We start from the raw sequence: 21,026 nt of genomic DNA, 5'->3' as shown, positions 1-21,026 counted from the left end.
ACATAAGATACTCATTCACCTAAAACCGTAAAGTAGCCATATATGTCTAAAGATTTTAGTGTCACCACAGAATACACACTCGACAAGACTTTCTTTGCAGAGTGTTATGATCAAACTAGCCATCCTGTTAAATTTCCAAAAGCCTATTTAAAAGGAATATTATTTCTTCTTTTTGGTGTGGTTTTATTAAAACTTGAACTATTACCTAATGGGTATGTTGGTTGGTTCTTTATTGTTTTGAGTATTATTGAGGGGCTTAGTATCTACTTTAAAAGAACGTGGTGGTTATGGCGACAAAAAATCAGCTCGCTCTCTGGCACTAAAGTGGTGTTTCAGGCTGACGCTAAAGGAGTGAGTTATAAAAGCGCTAAAATCACTCGTAGCATCACATGGAGTGAAATTGATCAACTTGAACAAAGCGATTTAGGGTTTATCTTGCATATAGGTAAACAGCGTCAATATGTCAGTAAATCGTGCTTAAATGATAAAGAAATCGCTTTCATTGCAGAGCAGCACACAATATCAAAAGCAAAGTAATTCCCATTTCAGCGAACAACAAATCTGAACAACTCAAATCGTGCGACAGTGTCGCACTATTTCGATTTGCTACAAAAAATAGACTCATCCACTTACATTCCCACACTGCGAGTTTTTCAAGCATTACTATAAATACTTTGTATTTGAAACTGCCACACAGCTTAATATCGTTTAAGATAATATTGATCGAAAACGTTTTTAAAGGTGTTAAATAGGAAGTTTGCATTATGCGTAAATCAGATAAGAAGATTGAAAATCAAATTAGAGACGTGTTAACCGAAGTTTGTGAAGATACGTTAAAAGGCTACGAGGGTTTTCTTTGGGTGACTCACACGGTCAAATATTCTTCTTTTCCACAGAGCTTAAAAATTATCTGCGTATTTGAAACGGATCAAGATAGAGCACACTTTTTAATGGGAGAAGATCCGCTTCATGTTTCAGCAACTATCCAAAAGGCGTTTGATAAGGTTGGGGTTCAATTAAAGAACGTAGATAAACACATCAGTTACGATACGCAGAAAAATCGCGAGTAGTGGTCATCAAAGGCTTTATATACAGTTTGATATAAAGCCTGAAAGCTAATGTCTGCCCTCTGTGTCAGGGTGACGAATAGCTTACTTAAGTCTAGGGATACCGCTATTTTCAGTCCATTCGGGTAATAAAGGTTTGCTCGTCATCCACAAAAGCGACAAAGCCGCCGTGATAGATAAATACTCGACCACGCCCCTCAACTAGGCAGGCAAGCTGTGGGTTTAAATCTTCTTCATTACTCTGACTTTGAAATGTGCCAGTATCGGTGATTACGCCGCTGAGTGTAGGCAAATATCCATAAGTGCGCTTGGCTTGATCAATCAGGCTCAATTCACTGGCGGTAGAGAAGCAAGAAGGGATCGCACCTGCTTCTTCGATAAACATAGTTTTCAGTTCTTCAAAAGCGGTAATCACCAGCCAGTCGATGTCGTTAACATGATGAATATACATAGAGTTTCTCGGTAATTCTGATGCGGAGATTGTATCACTATCAAGGGAGTGCGTAGTAGAGGTTTAGCGAATAAAGGCAGTGATACTCTGCCATTTTCGGGCTCTCACTAGGTCAACTTGAAATACCTTTGGCTTGTCGTGAGTTGAATAGCACCTCTAATCTAATCACGTTTTGATGTGAATAGGGTGCTTAATCGCATCGCAAAATGATTTGAATAAGCGGGCTATTCGCATCATACTGTGAGTAGATTAAGCGAAATTGGATCAGAGGAAGGCATTATGTGGATATGGCAGCAAGATAAATGGCCTCACTTTTATTGGGATGAACGCGTTATTGAACCGTTATTAAGGTCGGTTAGATTTAACCAAGGGCTTTTATTAGGGAAGATGACGAGCCAAGACCAAGAAAAAACCATGCTTGATACGTTACTTGCCAATATTGTCCATTCAAGCGCGATTGAAGGTGAAACGTTAAATGCGTTCTCGGTGCGTTCTTCGCTAGCGAATAAATTAGGATTAAGTGAAGAGAGACCTTTTCCTACTACTGAGCAGACTGATGGCCTTGCTGAGATCATGCTTGATGCGGTAGAAAACTTAGATACGCCTTTAACACTCGATCGTATTTTGCATTGGCATAGTCGTTTATTTCCTCAAGGCTACACCATGTTTAATCCTGTGGTGGGTGGGCAATTACGTGGTGATGTACCTATGCAAGTGGTATCAGGCCGTATTGATCGTCCTGTTGTCCATTTTGAAGCACCAAGTAGAGATATTCTTGATGTTGAATTGAGTCAGTTTATTGATTGGTTTAATACATCAAAAAGCGATGCTTCTTTAGATCCTCTATTAAGAGCGGCAATAACGTATTTATGGTTTGTGACGCTTCATCCACTTGATGATGGTAATGGAAGAATCACTCGTCTACTTACGGATCTCGCATTAGCGCAAGCCGAGCATCAATCGGTTCGATTCTATGCGATGTCCGTTGGTATTTTGGCGAACCGCAAAAGCTATTATGAGATTTTAGAGCAAACCCAAAAAGGGGAGCTAGATATTACCGCTTGGCTACAATGGTTTTTTGAAACTCTTGATAGTACGTTTGCAGAAGTTTTTAACGAGATAGACAGAACGATTTTTAAAACCAACTTTTGGCGCAAGGTTGATCAAACCAAGCTGGCAGAAGAACAAGTCAAAGTGCTTAATAGAATGTTAGATGGCGATTTTGAGGAGGGCATTAACACCTCTCAATACCATAAAGTTGCAAAGGTCAGTAAGCCCACAGCATCTCGGCATTTAGCAACGTTAGTTGAGCTTGGCTGTTTGGTTAAAACAGGGGCGGGTGGTCGAAGTACTCGTTATGTTTTGGGGAGAGTAAAAACATAGATGAGTTGACTTACTAAAGTTGAATACATAAAAGAAGCTCTGATTTTGTCAGAGCTTTCTCTCATTTTCATAAATCATTCCGGATTACCTAGTTAACACCATGTCTTGCATGGTCACCGACATACACTCTAACCCGACATTACTCGCTTAAAATGCTGTTTTAGTCAGCGGGAGGAGAGGATATTTCAATCCGACTTAGTCTCTCTCTTACCTTGTAGGTCAATATACCTACAAAATGATCTTGGATGATCTGGTTGGTAAATGCAAGTTCTAATATTGACGGTTATACATTGAACCAAGCTGACAGAAGAGCAAGTCAAAGTGCTTAATCGAATACTAGATGGGGATTTTGAAGAGGGGGTTAATACTTCTCAATATCATAAAGTAGCAAAGGTCAGTAAGCCCACATAATCTCGGCCATTTAGCAATTAGTTGAACTTGGTTGTTTGGTTAAAACTGGGGTGGGTGGTCGAAGTACTCGTTATGTTTTGGGGGGAGTAGAAAGTTTGGTTATGATGAGTTTTTAATTGGTCTATTCTTAAAATTAAAATTATTGAGTTTATTTGATATATGGATCAACAATGTATATACGATTTAATATTAAAATAATTGCTTAATGGTAACCTGATGAGAAACTCATGAAAATTAGCTTTGTAGATATTCAAAATTTTAGAAAATTAAAGCGTTGTCGTGTGGATTTTTCGGAGGAGCAAACACTTTTAGTTGGTGCAAATAATAGTGGAAAGACTTCTGCGACAGATGCGTTGATTTGTTTTCTAGATAAAGGGAAAAAAATAACGTCAACAGATTTTACTTTATGCAATTGGATATTTTTGAATAGATTTGCTCAATCATGGATGAATGAGGATACAAGTGCTTTTATTGGATTAGATTTATTAAATTGGCAACCTTATTGTCCGTCGTTGGATGTTTGGATTGAAGCGGACGTTAGTGAGGTTCAGAGAGTTTCTCACTTGATACCTACGTTGAAGTGGAATGGCGAGCCTTTGGGGGTTCGCTTGGTATATCAGCCAAAAAATTTGGATAATTTACGGGAAAATTACGTACGTGAGCGTGAAGCTGTAGTTAAAGTGAATGGTGAGAAACAACTATCACTTTGGCCAAGAGACTTTAAAGATTATCTCAAGGAAAAACTACATGTTGAATTTGAAATCAAAGCGTTCTTACTTGACCCTGCTAAGAGAGATATAACACAAACGCTTACAAATGACGCTATTTGTTTTGATTCTGATCCATTTAAGGGTATTTTTCGAGTCGATACAATTGAAGCGCAAAGAGGCTTTTCTGACCCTCACTCCGATTTAGGAAAGCCTGCTAGCAGTCTATCTTCACAGCTAAATGAATACTACAAGCGTCATTTAAATCCATCTGATATGCCTGAGGCTGAAGATTTAGATGCGTTAGAGGCAGTTGAAAAGGCTCAAATCGAGTTTGATTCTCGATTGGATAAAGCCTTTGAAAAAACTCTTGGCGAGATAAAGGAGCTTGGATATCCAGGGTTTACCGATCCTGATATTAAGCTATCGAGCAGGTTGAACCCGATCGATACTTTAGAGCATGATGCTGCTGTAATCTTTGACGTTAGAAAACAGAATTTCGGTGACAATACATTTTCTCTTCCTGAGCAATACAATGGATTGGGTTACAAAAACTTGATCCATATAATTTTTCAGTTGATTACCTTCCGAGATCGTTGGTTGAAGGTCGGAAAAATAGGCAAAAAGCGTTCGGAAGAAGATGCGGCGATTGAACCTATTCATTTAGTTTTGGTTGAAGAACCAGAAGCTCACCTTCATGCTCAAGTACAACAGGTTTTTGTTCGTAAAGCCTATAAGGTACTCAGAGAATATGGAGCCGTTGAAGATAATCTGACGACCCAAATGGTTATTAGTACCCACTCTAGCTACGTTGCTTATGAAGCAGGTTTTGAATCCCTTCGCTATTTCAAAAGAAAACCTGCTTCTAGAGAACAACCTACTCCTCAGGCTGAAGTGGTGAACCTTGCGACAGTTTTTCCCTCCGAGAAGAAAAGTGAAACTGATGTATCGTCCACGAACAAATTTGTTTCAAGGTATCTAAAGACAACTCATTGCGACTTGTTCTTTGCTAATGGGGTGATTTTGGTAGAGGGGGCTGCGGAACGGATGCTTCTACCACATTTCATTTCCAACCATCATAAGGATTTGAGACGAAGCTATATTTCAATATTGGAAATTGGTGGTGCTCATGCGCAAAGATTACGTCCTCTAATTGAACTACTAGGTTTACCAACATTAGTCATTACCGATACTGATGCGTGTGACTCTCTAAGAAATAAAGCACGCCCGAAAAGAGGGGCTTCTTTAGAGTTTGGCAGTGAAACACTAAAAACTTGGTTTGATTTTAGTAAGTTGACTTTGGATGACCTGCTTGACCTACCGCCTGAGCGAAAAGTTCAAGGTAACGTTCGCGTATCTTTCCAATATGGTATTCAGACTAAATTCACGCCGAATGCGAGAACGACGAAAGAAGTTATTCCTTATACGTTCGAAGATGCAGTAGCTCTGACGAACTTCGAGCTCTTTAAGACGCTAAGAAACTCAACTGGAATGGTAAAGAAAATGCATTTAGCTACAAAAATGACAACACTAAATGCTTGTTGCAATGCTATGTATAAAGCTCTCGATGGAGAGAAAGCAAAAATGGCTTTAGACCTACTGTTTGATGTTGAACCTAACGAGCTGCTTGTCCCAGAGTACATAAGCGAGGGGCTAGTTTGGCTAGAGAGTGAGCTAGAGACGATGAGCTTAGACTATACATGGGTACCAGAAAATCAAGCCTCTAAAATTATGGAGGAAATGATTGGTGAGTAAGCCTAACAGCCTAATCGGGGTCGATCATGAAATCTACGGATATCTAAACCTTGATAACCCCAAGAGCTTTCTATTATTTGCTGGTGCTGGTTCTGGTAAAACTAGAACTCTAGTAAATGTATTACAAGAAATACGAGAGAACAACTTAGGTCGCCTTATCCAAAATGGTCAACGGGTCGGGGTCATAACATATACCAATGCAGCGTGTAACGAAATTCAACGACGTTTGTCTTATGACCCATTGTTTCACGTATCCACAATCCATAGCTTTGTTTGGGAGATGATTAAACCGTTTACAGAAGATATTAAAGGGTGGCTTAAGACAAAACTTAGTGCCGATATCGAGGATCTTAACTTAAAAATCTCGAAAGCCAGAGACATTAACGGGAAGACAGCTCAGCAAAATATTAGAAAAAGAGAGTCTAAAGTTACGAGATTAGACGAATTACGATTGGTTAAAAAATTTTCGTACTCGCCTACAAGTAATAGAGCCGAAAGAGGTACGGTTTCTCATGAAGAAGTGATACAGATTACTGCAACTCTATTGAATGAGAGCCAGTTACTCCAAAATATACTTACGAATAGGTATCCCATACTTTTAATAGATGAAAGTCAGGACACTAGAAAAGAGCTCATGGAGGCTTTCATTCAAACTCAAAGTTTGAATTGTTCGAAGTTTTCTCTTGGGTTATTTGGAGATCTCATGCAAAGGATATATGGAGGAGGGAAACATGATCTTGAATCCTCATTGCCTGACGATTGGAAGACCCCATTAAAGACGATAAATTACCGCTGTCCGCAGCGAGTAATAGAGTTAATTAACAGTATTCGCGAAGAGGATGACAAGAAAAAGCAGGAGCCAAAAGCAGGAGCGTCGCTTGGAATCGTTAGGTTGTTTATTATTGATTCTGATACTGTGCGTGAGCGAGATGTAGAAGCTTCAATTAGAGCTAAGATGTCAGCTATTTCAGATGATTCTTTTTGGCTTGAACCAAATAAGATAAAAGCTCTTACTTTGGAACATGCAATGGCAGCTATCAGGGGGAACTTCGATAAGTTTTATTTGCCACTTGCAACAGTTGACAGTCTGAGAGATTCCTTACTTAACGGAACAAATGTTTCTTTAAGGTTTTTGTGCAATAGCTTGTTACCTCTTGTTAACGCAATTCGAGTTCGAGATGAGTTTGCTATTGCAAGTATTATCAAAAAATACTCTGGAGTTATTAGCTCCAATAACGTGGATTTTTGCTTAGATCCAATATTGACTCTTAAAAATACAGATAAGTCAGTTGATAAAGTAAGAGTCATAGTCTCGAAACTTGATCCTCCTTTAGCACAGGTTCTGCGTTTGATAAAAGATTGCAAGCTACTTTACATTCCTGATGAACTAAATGTTCTTCTTGTAGGTTCATCTGACGAGACAAACGACGAGGAAGAAGAGAATTTAAGTAAACGATCAATTGCGTGGAATCAGGCTTTTTTAGCTCCTATCAGTCATTTGGAAAACTATGCTCTTTATATTAATGAAGAGTTAGGGTATGGAACACATCAAGGGGTTAAAGGGTTAGAGTTTGAGCGTGTTATGGCAATTATGGACGATAATAGTGCAAATGGATTTTTGTTCCGCTATGAAAAACTATTTGGTGCTCAAGAGTTGTCCCAGACGGACATACGAAATCAATCAGAAGGTAAAGACTCTGTTCTATCAAGAACTAGAAGGTTATTTTATGTGATATGTAGTAGGGCAGAAAAGAGCTTAGCTGTCGTTGCATATACAAAAGATCCTGAAGCTGTTAAGAGGAAGAGTTTAGAGTCTGGTTGGTTTAGGGAAGATGAAATTGAAATGATGTAGATAGACTTTTCTACCTTAAACTAATGCTAGCTAGTGTTGTTGGAGATAAAAGTTTATGGGCTGTTTTGATTAATTTTTGTGGCTAGTTTTGAGTCTTTTCCTATTGAATTTTCATACTTAAGCTATCTATTTTTTGTTCATTTAGTACAGTTACTAACTCATTATTGTCCAGTAATTACATTCCACCCACAAAAAAGGGACCCAGCCTAAACCAGATCCCCCAACATCAGCCGCATTCCCTGCGGCTTTTTACTGTCTATTATCTAAACCTAAACCAATCTCTACGGCTCTTCAGAAATAGGTTTTGGTTTGTAGTGATCCGAATTCAAACCAAAGTACTCAGGTAGACTTGTACCTACTGAGATAGAAGACCAAGTACCTGTCACGATACCGATGAACATCGCAATCGCAAAGCCTTCTAGTGGACCGCCACCTAATAACCATAAAGAACCAACAGTGATTAAGGTTGTTCCTGATGTCACCATAGTACGAGAGAAGGTTGCAGCAACCGCTTCGTTATTGACCTCTTGGATAGATAACTCAGGTTTGGCAATTAATAGCTCACGAATTCTATCTGCAATGATAATCGAGTCATTTAACGAGTAACCTAAAATCGCTAAAATAGCGGCTAGGGTGGTTAAGTTAAACTCCATTTGAGTGGCAGCAAAGAAACCAAGCACAAACACGATATCGTGGGTTAGGGCAAACAAAGAGCCAGAAGCCAAACGCCATTCAAAACGGTAGCTTAAGTACGCTAAGATAACCAGAACCGACACCAATAACGCCATGCCGCCTTGTTCAGTTAGCTCTTGGCCTACTTGTGGACCAACAATACTGGTATTCAGCACTTGAACCTCTGAATGCAGTGGAGCAAGTACTTCAGTCAGTGGTGGAAGCTCAACGCCTTTTGGTGGAATCGCGTAACGCAACACCCAACGACCCGGCTCACCAGAGGCAATCACTGCCACATCTTGCTTAAAGCTTGCATCTAATAACGGAGCAATTTCACTGCTTGTGATTTTGCTATCAATTTGAACTTCACTCACGATACCGCCAGTGAAATCTAAACCCCAGTTAAGGCCTTTCATCGCTATCATTGATAATGCAAAAATCATCAAACCGATAGAAACCACACTCGTCATGTGACGCCATTTTGTTGCATTTTTCATATTTATAAACATAACTTAAATCCTAACATCATGACGAGAATCACGACCCCAAACTAAATTGATAATGGCACGTGAAGCGAAGATGCCTGTGAACATACTGGTTAATAGACCTAAGCCCAGAGTTAATGCGAAGCCTTGGATAGGGCCGTTACCGATAGTGTAAAGAACCACGGCGGTAATCATTGTGGTGAAGTTGGCATCGAAAATCGTACCAAATGCACTACTAAAGCCTCTATCAATTGCTTGCGCTAATGTTCGACCTTCTTTTTGTTTATCTTTAATACGTTCAAATATTAGAACGTTGGTATCAACCGCCATACCGACCGTTAATACTAAACCTGCAATACCCGGAAGAGTAAGAACCGCACCCGGAATAAGCGCAAGTAAACCAAATAGCATCACCATGTTGCCGACAAGTGCAATGTTCGCCACCCAACCTAAACGACGATACCAAACCGCCATAAATAGCAGAGTTAAGCCAAGACCAAGGCCTAAAGCAGCAAAACCATTTTGAATGTTCTCAGCACCAAGAGTTGGACCAATAGTACGCTCTTCAACGATAGTGACTGGCGCAGTTAGTGAGCCTGCACGTAGTAGCAATGCAAGTTCTTGAGATTCTTGGAGTGAACCAGAACCTGTGATTCTAAAGCGGCTACCTAGTTGACTTTGAATTGTCGCAACACTGATGATTTTGTTACTTTGAGTGGTTTCACCTTTGCTGTTACGACCGTATTCGTTATACGACGTAGCCATTGGTTTACCAACATTGTGACGAGAGAATTCAGACATAATTTTGCCGCCTGAACTATCAAGAACAATGTTTACTTCTGCCATACCCATTTCGCCTAAGCTTGCGCGGGCATCAACAATGTGGTCACCACTTAGTACGGGTTTTCTACCCACACGAACAGGACGGCCATTCTCATCAGGCACTTCCATTGTGCTGCCAGTGCCTTGCTCTTTTACTGCGTAGAACGCAAGACTCGCGGTAGCACCGATAACATTTTTTGCAGCAGCTGGATCTTGAACACCCGGAAGCTCGATACGAATTCGGTTTTCACCTTGACGTTGAACTAAGGCTTCAGTGATACCTAATTCTTCAATACGGCTACGCATGGTTTGTAAGTTTTGTTGAACCGTTAGGTTACGAACAGCAACTTTTTCAGTTTCTTTTAGCGTTAACTTAAGATCAAAGTCATCACCGTTAGATACTTGCCATGTAGGGTAGTTTTTATGGATAAACTCACGAGCGGCATGGCTTGCTTCTTCTGATGGAAGACGAACCACTAGGCTATCACTGCCTTCTTTTTGGAAGCGAACTGAGCGAATACGTTCATCTCTCAACTCTTGTTTTAGTGAATCAGCAAGTTCATTACGTTGTGCTTGGTAAACTTGGTTAACATCAACATCTAATAAGAATTGAACACCACCACGTAAATCTAGACCCAGTTTAATCGGTTCAAAGCCCATGTTTTGTAACCAAGCAGGAGCAGCAGGCGCTAAAGATAACGCTAGGGTTGTTCCTTTTTGGTCTTCATCAATCACAGTAGCCAATACATTTTTGGCTGCGGCTTGTTGAGCTTCATCTTGCAAAATAACGATGGTTTTATCGCCTTTTTGTTCAATGCGTTTAACGATAATTCCTTGGTCGGTTAACGTATTTTGTAATTGAACAATAGAAGGGATTTGTCCGTCTTTATTGGTAATTTGAACAGCGGCATCTTCACCATACCAAGTAGGGATAGCGCTTAATAATAGAATCACAAGAGTCGTGATAAGTACGATGTATTTCCATTTAGAATAATGGTTCAATCGCTGTATAGGTTGTTTTCTTTGCATATTAATTTCACCTCACACACGAAAATCGTATGCGAAAAAGTCATAGACAATCACTCAATCATTATTCTTTATTTAATGAATGATAAAGCGATGTAGATAAATTACGGTTGATTGTGAAATTAAGAGTGAGGGTACAGTCGCTGGCTATAGAGGAGGTTACTTTCTTTCCAAGCCGATACACGAGAGCTTGAAGAGTAGCTATTAAGCGCCCAATTTACCGTTGGCTTTGGTTTTTCTTGATAACCAATAACTAATTGTTCAGCAGGGATTGCAGGGATTTCTGAGGCAAGCTCATAATGTGGGATGACTTCTTCTGGCTCATGTCGCGCTAAATTCGCCATGCGAGAAGAGTAGCCAATGCCTAAATTTACATTGTGTCCGAGTGATGAACTTTGTGTATTTTTAGAGACATTATTTTCTGTAGATTGCATTACCTGACACGTCGCAAAATCAGCAGATTCAGGTACTGGGACATTGTATTTTGCGCTTGGCTGAGTGGTTGAATGCTGCTCAATAGTCAGTGGGGCTTGCATCGTATTTATAATATCGTGATGTGCAGAAGCATGAGCTAGCGAGGCTATCCCAAAACAACAAACCACCATTATTATACGAAACAATCGTATCACTACAGACTCACCGTTCAATATACAGAAGATCGCATCCTATAATGGAGAACGGTTTCTGACAAGATATAACTTACGATTAATAAAAATTGATTCAATTTTAGAACTTTACGAGTTTGCTTTATCTTGGCGTTTCTTTAATTCAAAGAGTTCTAATACGTGATCAATAAATGCTCTTAGTCGTTTAGGAAGCAATTTATTTTGAGGAAAGACCAAGCTGATAGCGGCTTTAGGTAAATCCCAATCAGGTAGGATTTGAATTAATTCTCCGCTTTTAATGTGTTCTCGACATAAAAATTCAGGCAAAGAGGCGATACCTAACCCACTTAAGCAAGCGGATTTACACGCGGTGATGGTATTTACTTTTAATCGGTAGGGTAAATTAACGCGAATGGCTTTATCGACCTGATTAAAATACAGATTAGGGACTTTAACTGCGTTAACGACTTTGATTTGATGATGAGGTGCTTGAAGCTCTTCGGGTGCAATGATATTCCCATACATTTTTAAATAATTAGGGCTTGCTACAATGACGCGCTCTGAAAAATCAATCGTTCTGGCGACTAAAGAAGAGTCATTGATTTCACCTATCTGAACATAGAGATCAATACCATCTCCAATAATATCAACTTCTCGGTTAGTCATTTCTACATTAATAGACACTTCAGGGTAACGGATAAGAAAGCTATTAATGTAATCAGACATGACGCTGTGTCCAATCTCTACGGGCATTGCTAAGTTAAGGTGACCACGGATCAGGTTTTGATTTGCAGTCAGCTCGAGTTCGGTTTGTTGCATGATATCAAGCACTTTGACACTTGCTTGGTAAAAGATCTCACCCTCTTGGGTTAAGCCTAACTTTCTGGTTGAACGAGTGATAAGCTTCACACCTAAGTGCTCTTCAAGCTCCGCTAACTTTCTACTTACTGTTGATTTTGTCATGCCAAGATTGGTGGCTGCTTGAGTAAAACTACCTGAATCAATGACTTGGTTTAATATGGTGATATTATTTAAATCCATCATTATGTTAATTCTCTCAATTAGTAAGATTTATGCAACAGTGTTTCCTTTTTTTCCTATCTAATCAATAAATCATTTTCGTTTTATACTGTTTCCCTCTTATTTATTACATTCATGTTTATGACAAACGTGGATGGCATCATTTTCAAGTGGGTACGCGCAGTGGCAGAACAACAAAAGAAAAAAAATAAAGCACCTTTGATTGCGACAATCGTTATTATTCTATGTGGCCTTGCTGGTGGTGGGTATTGGTATGGTTATGGTCAGTATTTTCAATCAACAGACAATGCGTATCTGCAAGGCGATATTACGACAATCAGCCCTAAAGTTGGCGGCTACATTGCAAAAACATTTGTTGAAGATAACCAAGTGGTTAAAGCGGGAGATTTATTGGCAACGATAGATAGCCGTGATTTTGTTGCAGAAAAAGAAAAAGCTGAAGCCAACGTATTAGTGAGTGCTGCGTCGATTAAAAATTTAGCGGCAGAGCGCAAATTACAAGACATTCGAATTCGCCAAGCGGCCAGTGAAATTGAATCTGCTAAAGCTGAATATGAACGTACTCAACAACAAGTGAAACGTACTAAAGCATTAATTAAAAAGAATTATTCATCACAAGATGAGTTAGATAACAACGTGTCTCACCTTAAAGTCGCATTAGCAAATGTTGACGCAGCAAAAGCGAATTATCAAGCATCAGAAGAGCAAATTAACGTCATCGAAAGTGAGATCGCTCAAGCTGAAGCGGCACTTAACCAAGCGAAAACAGCGTTAAAACAAACAGAGCTTAATCTGTCTTATACCAATATTTATGCACCCATTGATGGGGTGGTTGGTAAACGTAGTTTACGCAGCGGTTTGTTAGTTCAAGCGGGTATGCCTTTACTGAGTTTAGTACCAACGACTGAAGTATGGATAGAAGCAAACTTTAAAGAAACACAGCTTGGTGATATTCATAAAGGACAGAAAGTATTTGTTGATCTTGATGCGTATCCAGATCTGCACCTAAAAGGCATTGTTGATAGTTTCTCTCCGGCAACAGGCGCTAAATTTGCGCTATTACCACCAGAGAACGCTACAGGTAATTTCACAAAAATCGTACAACGTGTACCGGTTAAAATCAATATTCTTAATGCCGATCTACTAGATGGTAAATTGATCCCTGGTCTTTCTGTTGTTGCTACGGTTGATACTCGAGGCTAATCATGACTCAAGAATTAACCACCGTGGAACAACTAAAAACCACGGGCGCACAAGTAGAACCTGAAATCCCAAGACGTAATTGGATCGCCTTATTTGGTGGTCTGCTTGGTGCCTTTATGGCGATTTTAGATATTCAAATTACCAATTCATCTTTAAAAGACATTCAAGGTGCATTATCTGCCACCATGGATGAGAGTTCTTGGATCTCTACGTCTTATCTTGTTGCTGAAATGATTGCTATTCCATTGAGTGGTTGGCTTTCGGTTGCGATTGGTAAACGCCGCTATTTAACGTGGACGACCATTATTTTTGCGATGGCTTCTGTGCTGTGTTCTATTTCTTGGAACATGGGTTCGATGATTGTTTTTCGTGCAATCCAAGGCTTTAGTGGTGGTGCATTAATTCCATTGGCTTTCTCACTTGTCGTGCAACTATTACCGTTAAATAAACGTGCGGTAGGGATGGCGTTGTTTGGGGTGACAGCAACATTTGCACCGTCAATTGGTCCAACATTAGGTGGCTGGTTAACCGAGAATTTCTCGTGGCACTATATTTTCTATATCAATATCCCGCCAGCTATCGCATTAATCTGCATGGTTAATTATGGCCTTGATGATGAGCCACTAAAATTAGACAGTTTATTAAAAGCCGATTGGTTTGGTATTACAACCATGGCGATAGGGCTAGGCTGTTTGGAAGTTGTGCTTGAAGAAGGTAATCGTGAAGAGTGGTTCAGCTCTAGTTTTATTGTTACGTTATCGATTATTTCTGCGATTAGTTTGATTTATTTTGTCATTAATGAGTTGCAGCACAAGAATCCGCTGGTGAATTTGCGGCTATTGAAACAGAGTCAGTTTGCCATGTCATGTGTAGCTTATTTAATATTAGGGATGGCACTTCTCGGTTCTATTTATGTATTACCTATGTATATGATCCAAATTCAAGGATATAACGCCTTGGAGATTGGTGAAGTCTTAATGTGGATGGGCTTTCCTCAGTTATTGATTTTCCCATTAGTGCCTAAGCTAACTCAGATTATTAAAGCTAAGTATCTGGTATTTTTTGGCTTCTCAATGTTTGGTATTAGCTGTTTTGTAAATACACACATGAGCTATGATTTTGGTGGTGACCAACTGATTTTCTCTATGCTACTGCGTGCTATTGGTAGCCCATTTATAATGGTGCCGCTGTCATTAGTTGCAATGGAAGAAATTCAAAAGCATCAAGTATCGGATGCATCAACCATTACTAACGTACTTCGTAATTTGGGTGGGGCGTTTAGTATCGCGATTATTGCAACGTTATTGGATAATAAAACTCGTGAGCATTTAGGGCATATCAAAGAGACACTAACAGCAGTGAGTACGGATGGTTGGTATCAACTACAACAAAGTGCGGCAATGTTTGTGTCAAAAGGAAGTGATCCTGCAACCGCAATGCTGCAAGCTAAAGCATCATTAACCATGACAATGCAACGTGACGCGGCAATTATGGCGTATAATGATGTATTTTTAATGATGACGTGTTTCTTAGCTTTTGCTGCATTTATGATGTTTTTTGTTAAATCTAATTCGAATCCAGGCTCAATGGAAGGTGGGGCGCATTAATTTTTTATGTGCGCTCGCTTCTTTAGGTGGTTTGGGTATAATGCGGCAGAATATTGAAATGAGGTTCTCATGCGTTTAGATAAATTTTTGTGCGAAACATTAGGTGCTACCCGTAGCGAAGCTACTCGAATTATTAAAAGTGGTACCATCACTGTTAATGGCGTAAAAACAAAAGTTACTTCAGTAAAAGTGACTGATGATTCAACTGTTGAGTTGGATGGCCGCGAGCTTAAATTCCATGGTCCTCGTTATATTATGCTATTTAAGCCAGATGGTTATGTATGTTCTCATGAAGACAGCACTCATCCATCGGCATTGACGCTGTTAGATGAAGTAAATGTAGAGAAATTACATTTTGCTGGTCGTCTAGATGTTGATACAACAGGTTTAGTGCTAATTACTGATGATGGCCAATGGTCACATAAGATCACATCACCAAAACGTAAGTGTTCTAAGACTTACCGTGTATGGTTAGCAGAACCAATTGGTGCTGATTATGCTGAGCAATTAGCAGAAGGTATTCAACTGAAGAGTGAGACTGGCTTAACAATGCCTGCGACAATGGAAATTGTTGATGAAGACGAAAATGAGCTTCTATTAACTATCCAAGAAGGCAAATACCACCAAGTGAAACGTATGTTTGCTGCTTTAGGTAATAAAGTTGAAGGCCTACACCGTTCTCAGATTGGTGGTTTAGGTTTAGATTACTCACTAGAACCTGGTGAATATCGTTACTTAACTGCTGAAGAAGCAGAAGCGGTTCTTCGCAAATAATTCACTCTGTTTATCAGTGGTAAAAAAAAGCGGCGTGGCAGGAATGTCACGCCGCTTTTTGTGTAAATTCTTGCAAAGATATCGAATATAAAAAGCATGTTGTAAAAGGGCGTGATAATATTCTAAGTCTTTTCCTGTTTCTAATTATTGCTTGGTTTCTGCCCTATGTCATCGACTGCCACAGATCACCCGGAATCACCTTCATTAAGTATCTTATTGATCATTATTTTAGGTGCAATTTCAGCGCTAACCCCACTTGCTATTGATATGTATGTCCCTGCAATGCCAAGTATAGCGGCAGACCTTGGGGTATCTGCTGGCTCTGTTCAAATGACATTAACGGCATATACCGCCGGTTTTGCAATTGCACAGTTAATTCATGGGCCATTAGCGGATAGTTACGGGCGACGACCAGTATTAATTATAGGTACCGTCTTATTTGCGCTTTGTGCTGTTATTGGTGCATTGGTTGGTGGGATTGAATCATTGATGTATATCCGTGTATTGCAAGGTGTGGCGGGTGCGGCATCAGCGGTGGTGGTTCAAGCCATTGTTCGTGACATGTTTAATAAAGAAGATTTTGCGCGCATGATGGCGTTTATCACGCTTGTAATGACCGTAGCTCCATTAGTTGCTCCTATGATTGGTGGGCACATGGCGGTCTGGTTTGGGTGGCGCTCAATCTTCTGGTTATTGGCTATTTTTGCTGTTCTTATTATTTTTGCCATTCTGTGGCGTATTCCTGAAACGTTAGCAGAAGAAAATCGTTCCCCGTTTAATCTGGTAACCTCATTAAGAAACTACCGTTCATTGTTTAAGAATCCAGTGTCTCTTGGGTTAATTTTTTCTGGTGCTTTTTCTTTTGCTGGGATGTTTTCATTTTTAACGGCAGGATCGTTTGTTTATATCGATATTTATGGTGTCAGTGTTTCTAACTTTGGCTACCTGTTTGGCTTGAACGTTGTTTTCTTAATTGTTATGACCACGATTAATGGGCGCATGGTTAAGAGAATGGGTTCGCATAACATGATTAAATTCGGTCTTTCAATTCAATTGGTTGCTGGCGTACTGATGGTCGTAGGGCAATTATTGAATTGGGGATTGTGGGGAACAGTGGTTCCTGTGGTTCTATTTGTTGGTTGTATATCAACAATTGGTAGTAATACGATGGGGCTATTATTAAGTCATTACCCTAAAATGGCAGGAACGGCATCATCACTCGCTGGTACATTAAGATTCGGCACTGGATCTCTTGTTGGTGCGTGTATTGCTATGTTTCCTGCCGATTCTGCTTGGCCTATGGTGAGTTCCATGGCAGCATGCTCAATCTTATCTTTTGGTTTTTATTTTGTTTTTGGACGTAAAGCGTAAATGAGTAAAGAAACAAACACTGTGAATTATTATCAAGAAATTCAAAAAGTCGTTAACGAAGCGCTAAAAGACTTACAAGAAAGTAAGGATAGTGGACGTTTACCTAAGAATCCGGTGAGCGCAAATCACTTTTTGATTCGCTGGGTGACAACTGCGATTAAGTCTCAACGTTTTTCACGTTGCGTAGCAAAAGATTTGATGACGTGGCAGAAAGAAGGCCGAACAAAAGGTACAGGAACACAACTGCCTGTTCGTTTTGAGTATTATTCTCGTTTATATGCAGCATTGGCTCCAGTTGAGACGGTAACACCAATTACAAAATCAGGATTAATGGCGTGGTGTGAGTCTTTAGAAGAGCAAGATTGGTGTGTAACGACTGATTATGAAGTGTTAGAAAAAGCGTCTTTGTTCTCAGACGGTGATCACTCTTTAATTATTTGTGCAACGCAATTGACTTCGTGTTTTGAAGGCGATGATGAAGACACTCAATCTTTAGTGAAACCATTAACGTGTTATGTTCGTGGCAATCACCATGAATTCGTTGAATCCGCTTTTGAGCACGGTTTAATGGTACATAAACGTTCTGATTATAAATCGAAAGTGAAATATCACGGTGAGTACCTGATATTCCCAAATAATCATGGTTTACAGTTAGGTGAAACGCCGTTTTCATTTAATGTGAAAAAGTAATCGAATTAAGATTATAAATATCTAAAAAAAGCGCAGATCTTCTGCGCTTTTTTATATCTGGTAATTAGCATTTTGTTAATGTTTTTATTCTTCAGCTTCTGCCTTTTTACAAATGGCTTTAACCATGCCTTTAAAAATAAAGAGGTGAGCAGGAAACATAGCAAACCAATACATCAATCCCCAGAATCCTTTTGGGTGCCACCAAGCACGAACATCTAACTGTTTATGGTGTTCGTCAATGTCTTTAATTGAAAATTCTAATCGCCCTAGTCCCGGAGCTGTCATACCAAAAAGTAATGATAAGAATTTATTTTCTTCGCAACGAATGACTTTCCATGAATCAATATGGTCGCCTAATTGAACTTTTCCTGATTCAGGCCTTCTTCGGATTGGAAAAGACCCCCCTAATAAAGGATCTAACCATTCTCGGGTTCGCCATAACGCGTTAGCAAAGAAATAGCCTTCTTTACTGCCTAGTCGTTCAATAACAGTCCAAAGTTGTTGGGCTGACGCTGTGGTGGTAAAGCTTGCTCCGGCTTGTTTGGGATAAAAACCATAGTCGGATTTCCAGCGTTTTAAGGCGCTTGGGTCAAATCCCCATATCTCGGTTTTTATTGTTTCGTCATTGGTCTCTTGAGCCTTGTTGATTGCTTCTGATAAAGAGAGTAATGCTTGAGGAAAGGCTTCTTGTATTTTTGTGTTATCAGCGATTAAGTCATGATCTATACCGGCTAATAATGCTCGCCCTAAATCGGAAGGGACAGAGGTGACAACACCAAGCCATAAGCCTGCAAAACTTGGGCTAATAAAACGAGTAGGAATGATTTTAATTGAACGGTGGTTACGTTGAGCAATGAGTTGAAATAAAGATTGATAGCTAACGGTTTCAGGCCCACCCGCTTCAAAGGTGATGGATTCAGTGAGCGGATAATCAATACATTGAATTAGGTAATAATTAAGATTTTCTATCGCAATAGGGTTTGCTTGGGAGTTAATCCAAATAGGGCAGATTAATAACGGAAAATGATTTACAAAATCGGTCATGATCTCAAAAGCAGCCGATCCTGTCCCAATGATAATGCCTGAATTGATCTCTATGGTTGGTATGCCTGTTGAACGCAGTAATTCACCCGTTTTTTTGCGAGCAAGTAAATGTTGAGATTGATAGCCTTCCGGTTGTAATGCACTTAAATAAATGATTTTAGTCAGTGAAGATTGTTCTGCGGCAGCTTTAAAGTTTTCAGCAAGAGAGACTTCATAGTCAATAAAATCATGACCATGGGACATGCCATGAACTAAGAAATAGGCAATGTCGCAACTTTCCATTATAGGAAGAATAGAACCTGCGTCTTCTAAATCAAGGTAATGGCATTGTAAGTTTGGATGGTCAACAACCCTATCAAGTAGGTAGTCAATATTACGAGCACAAGCAATAACGTTATGCCCTTGTTGTAATAATTGTGGGATTAATTGTGAGCCTACATACCCTGAGGCACCAACGATTAGGATTGTGCTTTTTTTATTCAAGATTGCTCCTTTACCTTGTGAATATAAATATTAATTACGTTTTGATTCTAGTACAATTTGTAGGCATATACCTAATGGATCTTGTGTAGTGCAAATAGTTAATTTGTTGTTTATTTGAGGTTCTTCATGTCTGTTTTTCTTTCTAATGTCATTGGTCATACTCGGGGTGACTTTCTTAAGCGATTAATTATGATCGCAATCCCGATTGCACTACAAAATATCATGTTTTCAAGCCGAGGATTAGTTGATGTCTTAATGCTTGGTCAATTAGGCGAAGCTGAGATTGCTGCTGTTGGTGTTGCGAGCCGAGCGACGTTTGTTACGACTATCATGTTGGTAGGGGTAACTACTGGTGGTGCTCTATTAACTGCTCAATATTGGGGTGCACAAAATAAAGAAGGGGTCCGCCAAAGTACCGCATTAACTTGGATGGTCAGCATGGCTATGGCAACGATCCCTGTCGTGCTGTTTTTATTTATCCCTCATCAAATTATGTCATTGGCGACAGACTCTCAAGAAGTTATCGACTTAGGGGCTGATTATTTATTCATCACCGCGTTAACCATGTATGTTGTGTCTTGTGGCAGTAGTATGGCGGTTGGCTTACGTTCTATCCATCAGCCCGGTGTCAGCACATTTTTTAGTGGCATTGGTATTGTCTCTAATGTCTTTTTTAACTGGGTATTAATATTTGGTAATTTAGGCGCGCCAGCCATGGGAATTAAAGGAGCGGCATTAGCGACATTGATCAGTGGTGTTATTGAGATTATTTTCCTTTATGGTTATCTCTATAGTCGTTCGCATTTATTAAGCTTTGGTTTAGAAGAAATAAAAGCGGTGTTGAATTGGCCAAAAATTTCTAAGTTCCTTTCCCTTTCTTTGCCAACAACATTTAACTTTTTAGTATGGGCTGCAGGTATTTTTACTTACCACGCCATTATGGGGCAATCAGGCGTACAAGGATTAGCTGCGCTATCTGTGATTTCACCGATAGAATCTATCGCACTTAGTTTCCTGATTGGTGCAGCGGGTGCGGCATCGGTATTGATCGGTAATCAGCTGGGTGCAAAAAAATATGAAGCGGTTTATTACCAAAGCTGGGGAGTACTTGCATTAAGCGTGGGGACCAGTATGGTCATTGCTTTGTTTGTTATGGTTTTCCAGCATCAGATTTTAGATATGTTTCCAGCGCTAACGGAAGACACTCGCGCAATTGCTGAAAAGTTTATGGCAATTCTGGCTATTATTATAGTGATCCGCAGTGTGCCACTGACGGCTATTGTTGGGGTATTACGTGCCGGGGGTGATGTTAAATATTGCTTATATCAAGATATTGTCTCCCAATGGTTTATAGGGATTCCTATTGCTGCTATTGGTGCATTAGTCTTAGGATTCCCTCCTGAGTACGTTTATGCCCTGTTTGTAGTGGAAGAAATAGTGAAATGGTTTGGTTCAATTTATCGAATGAAATCAAAAAAATGGATTAAAAATCTGGTAGATGTGTAACAAAAGGTGGGTTTTTGGTTGGTATCGGTGAGTAGGGGGTTTTAAGGGCATAAAAAGCTTTCTGAAAGAGG

The 21,026-nt window shown here is 39.7% G+C and carries 17 protein-coding genes and 1 pseudogene; 12 read left to right on the top strand and 6 right to left on the bottom strand.

Annotation, left to right across the window (positions count from 1 at the left end; translation table 11 throughout):
* Nucleotides 1–42 precede the first annotated feature (42 nt).
* Together BTO23_RS07635 and BTO23_RS07630 are read left to right on the top strand one after the other, a co-directional pair.
* A complete protein-coding gene (locus tag BTO23_RS07635; RefSeq protein WP_105063302.1) occupies nt 43–537 on the top strand; it encodes a YcxB family protein in 495 nt (164 codons plus the stop codon).
* Between the two features lie 227 nt (nt 538–764).
* Nucleotides 765–1,070 (top strand): Fis family transcriptional regulator, encoded by a 306-nt coding sequence (locus BTO23_RS07630; RefSeq protein WP_105063301.1) that lies wholly within the window; start codon nt 765–767, stop codon nt 1,068–1,070.
* Between the two features lie 109 nt (nt 1,071–1,179).
* Here the strand turns inward: BTO23_RS07630 and BTO23_RS07625 are convergent, their stop codons facing one another.
* Nucleotides 1,180–1,518, bottom strand: a complete 339-nt coding sequence (locus tag BTO23_RS07625; RefSeq protein ID WP_105063300.1) for a cytosolic protein — start codon at nt 1,516–1,518, stop codon at nt 1,180–1,182.
* A gap of 279 nt (nt 1,519–1,797) precedes the next feature.
* Between BTO23_RS07625 and BTO23_RS07620 the strand changes: the two genes are divergently transcribed.
* From BTO23_RS07620 to BTO23_RS07605, 4 genes and pseudogenes are all read left to right on the top strand, one after another.
* Nucleotides 1,798–2,901: a Fic family protein gene (locus BTO23_RS07620; RefSeq protein WP_105063299.1), complete on the top strand. Its 1,104-nt coding sequence runs from the start codon at nt 1,798–1,800 to the stop codon at nt 2,899–2,901.
* A 294-nt stretch (nt 2,902–3,195) separates the two neighbouring features.
* Nucleotides 3,196–3,428 (top strand): annotated as a pseudogene (locus tag BTO23_RS21485) (hypothetical protein); the annotation flags it as partial.
* Nucleotides 3,429–3,539: 111 nt separating this feature from the next.
* Nucleotides 3,540–5,774 (top strand): ATP-dependent nuclease, encoded by a 2,235-nt coding sequence (locus tag BTO23_RS07610; protein ID WP_105063298.1) that lies wholly within the window; start codon nt 3,540–3,542, stop codon nt 5,772–5,774.
* Entirely contained in the window at nt 5,767–7,626 is a 1,860-nt protein-coding gene (locus tag BTO23_RS07605) for a UvrD-helicase domain-containing protein (RefSeq protein ID WP_105063297.1), read from the top strand. Before BTO23_RS07610 ends, BTO23_RS07605 begins: the two co-directional genes overlap by 8 nt.
* 281 nt (nt 7,627–7,907) lie before the next feature.
* Here the strand turns inward: BTO23_RS07605 and secF are convergent, their stop codons facing one another.
* From secF to BTO23_RS07585, 4 genes are all read right to left on the bottom strand, one after another.
* Nucleotides 7,908–8,807, bottom strand: a complete 900-nt coding sequence (gene secF / locus BTO23_RS07600; protein ID WP_060990499.1) for a protein translocase subunit SecF — start codon at nt 8,805–8,807, stop codon at nt 7,908–7,910.
* Nucleotides 8,808–8,810: 3 nt separating this feature from the next.
* A complete protein-coding gene (gene secD / locus BTO23_RS07595) occupies nt 8,811–10,634 on the bottom strand; it encodes a protein translocase subunit SecD (RefSeq protein WP_105063296.1) in 1,824 nt (607 codons plus the stop codon).
* 119 nt (nt 10,635–10,753) lie between these two features.
* Nucleotides 10,754–11,260: a hypothetical protein gene (locus BTO23_RS07590; protein WP_061001898.1), complete on the bottom strand. Its 507-nt coding sequence runs from the start codon at nt 11,258–11,260 to the stop codon at nt 10,754–10,756.
* 105 nt (nt 11,261–11,365) lie between these two features.
* Complete coding sequence (locus BTO23_RS07585; RefSeq protein ID WP_060990502.1) at nt 11,366–12,280, bottom strand: LysR family transcriptional regulator; 915 nt, start codon at nt 12,278–12,280, stop codon at nt 11,366–11,368.
* A 159-nt stretch (nt 12,281–12,439) separates the two neighbouring features.
* Here BTO23_RS07585 and BTO23_RS07580 point away from each other — a divergent pair, with 159 nt between their 5' ends.
* The 5 genes from BTO23_RS07580 (at nt 12,440) to BTO23_RS07560 (ending at nt 17,922) form a co-directional block, all read left to right on the top strand.
* Complete coding sequence (locus BTO23_RS07580; RefSeq protein WP_060991804.1) at nt 12,440–13,480, top strand: HlyD family secretion protein; 1,041 nt, start codon at nt 12,440–12,442, stop codon at nt 13,478–13,480.
* A 2-nt stretch (nt 13,481–13,482) separates the two neighbouring features.
* On the top strand, nt 13,483–15,087 hold the full coding sequence (locus tag BTO23_RS07575) for a DHA2 family efflux MFS transporter permease subunit (protein ID WP_060990503.1): 1,605 nt from the start codon (nt 13,483–13,485) through the stop codon (nt 15,085–15,087).
* Nucleotides 15,088–15,156: 69 nt separating this feature from the next.
* Entirely contained in the window at nt 15,157–15,861 is a 705-nt protein-coding gene (gene rsuA, locus BTO23_RS07570) for a 16S rRNA pseudouridine(516) synthase RsuA (RefSeq protein ID WP_060990504.1), read from the top strand.
* Nucleotides 15,862–16,026: 165 nt separating this feature from the next.
* Complete coding sequence (locus BTO23_RS07565) at nt 16,027–17,232, top strand: Bcr/CflA family multidrug efflux MFS transporter (protein WP_060990505.1); 1,206 nt, start codon at nt 16,027–16,029, stop codon at nt 17,230–17,232.
* A complete protein-coding gene (locus BTO23_RS07560) occupies nt 17,233–17,922 on the top strand; it encodes a DUF2913 family protein (protein ID WP_105063294.1) in 690 nt (229 codons plus the stop codon). It begins immediately after the preceding gene.
* A gap of 84 nt (nt 17,923–18,006) precedes the next feature.
* Here the strand turns inward: BTO23_RS07560 and BTO23_RS07555 are convergent, their stop codons facing one another.
* Nucleotides 18,007–19,449 carry a DUF2867 domain-containing protein gene (locus BTO23_RS07555; RefSeq protein ID WP_060990507.1) on the bottom strand — a complete coding sequence of 481 codons (1,443 nt, stop codon included), beginning with the start codon at nt 19,447–19,449 and terminating at the stop codon, nt 18,007–18,009.
* A gap of 126 nt (nt 19,450–19,575) precedes the next feature.
* Here BTO23_RS07555 and BTO23_RS07550 point away from each other — a divergent pair, with 126 nt between their 5' ends.
* On the top strand, nt 19,576–20,955 hold the full coding sequence (locus BTO23_RS07550; RefSeq protein WP_105063293.1) for an MATE family efflux transporter: 1,380 nt from the start codon (nt 19,576–19,578) through the stop codon (nt 20,953–20,955).
* The last annotated feature ends 71 nt before the right edge of the window (nt 20,956–21,026 follow it).

It is taken from the genome of Aliivibrio sifiae (assembly GCF_002954715.1).
GTDB classification, from domain to species: domain Bacteria; phylum Pseudomonadota; class Gammaproteobacteria; order Enterobacterales; family Vibrionaceae; genus Aliivibrio; species Aliivibrio sifiae.
The sequence above is the reverse complement of the archived record's forward strand: the minus strand, read 5'-3'. Positions and strand labels throughout refer to the sequence as shown.

Excerpts from the sequence above, each read along its gene's own strand:
- BTO23_RS07575 (WP_060990503.1), top strand. The coding sequence starts at position 13,483 with ATGACTCAAGAATTAACCACCGTGGAACAACTAAAAACCACGGGCGCA.
- BTO23_RS07585 (WP_060990502.1), bottom strand. The coding sequence starts at position 12,280 with ATGATGGATTTAAATAATATCACCATATTAAACCAAGTCATTGATTCA.
- BTO23_RS07560 (WP_105063294.1), top strand. The coding sequence starts at position 17,233 with ATGAGTAAAGAAACAAACACTGTGAATTATTATCAAGAAATTCAAAAA.
- BTO23_RS07620 (WP_105063299.1), top strand. The coding sequence starts at position 1,798 with ATGTGGATATGGCAGCAAGATAAATGGCCTCACTTTTATTGGGATGAA.
- BTO23_RS07550 (WP_105063293.1), top strand. The coding sequence starts at position 19,576 with ATGTCTGTTTTTCTTTCTAATGTCATTGGTCATACTCGGGGTGACTTT.
- BTO23_RS07630 (WP_105063301.1), top strand. The coding sequence starts at position 765 with ATGCGTAAATCAGATAAGAAGATTGAAAATCAAATTAGAGACGTGTTA.
- BTO23_RS07610 (WP_105063298.1), top strand. The coding sequence starts at position 3,540 with ATGAAAATTAGCTTTGTAGATATTCAAAATTTTAGAAAATTAAAGCGT.
- secD (WP_105063296.1), bottom strand. The coding sequence starts at position 10,634 with ATGCAAAGAAAACAACCTATACAGCGATTGAACCATTATTCTAAATGG.
- rsuA (WP_060990504.1), top strand. The coding sequence starts at position 15,157 with ATGCGTTTAGATAAATTTTTGTGCGAAACATTAGGTGCTACCCGTAGC.
- BTO23_RS07625 (WP_105063300.1), bottom strand. The coding sequence starts at position 1,518 with ATGTATATTCATCATGTTAACGACATCGACTGGCTGGTGATTACCGCT.
- BTO23_RS07565 (WP_060990505.1), top strand. The coding sequence starts at position 16,027 with ATGTCATCGACTGCCACAGATCACCCGGAATCACCTTCATTAAGTATC.
- secF (WP_060990499.1), bottom strand. The coding sequence starts at position 8,807 with ATGTTTATAAATATGAAAAATGCAACAAAATGGCGTCACATGACGAGT.
- BTO23_RS07635 (WP_105063302.1), top strand. The coding sequence starts at position 43 with ATGTCTAAAGATTTTAGTGTCACCACAGAATACACACTCGACAAGACT.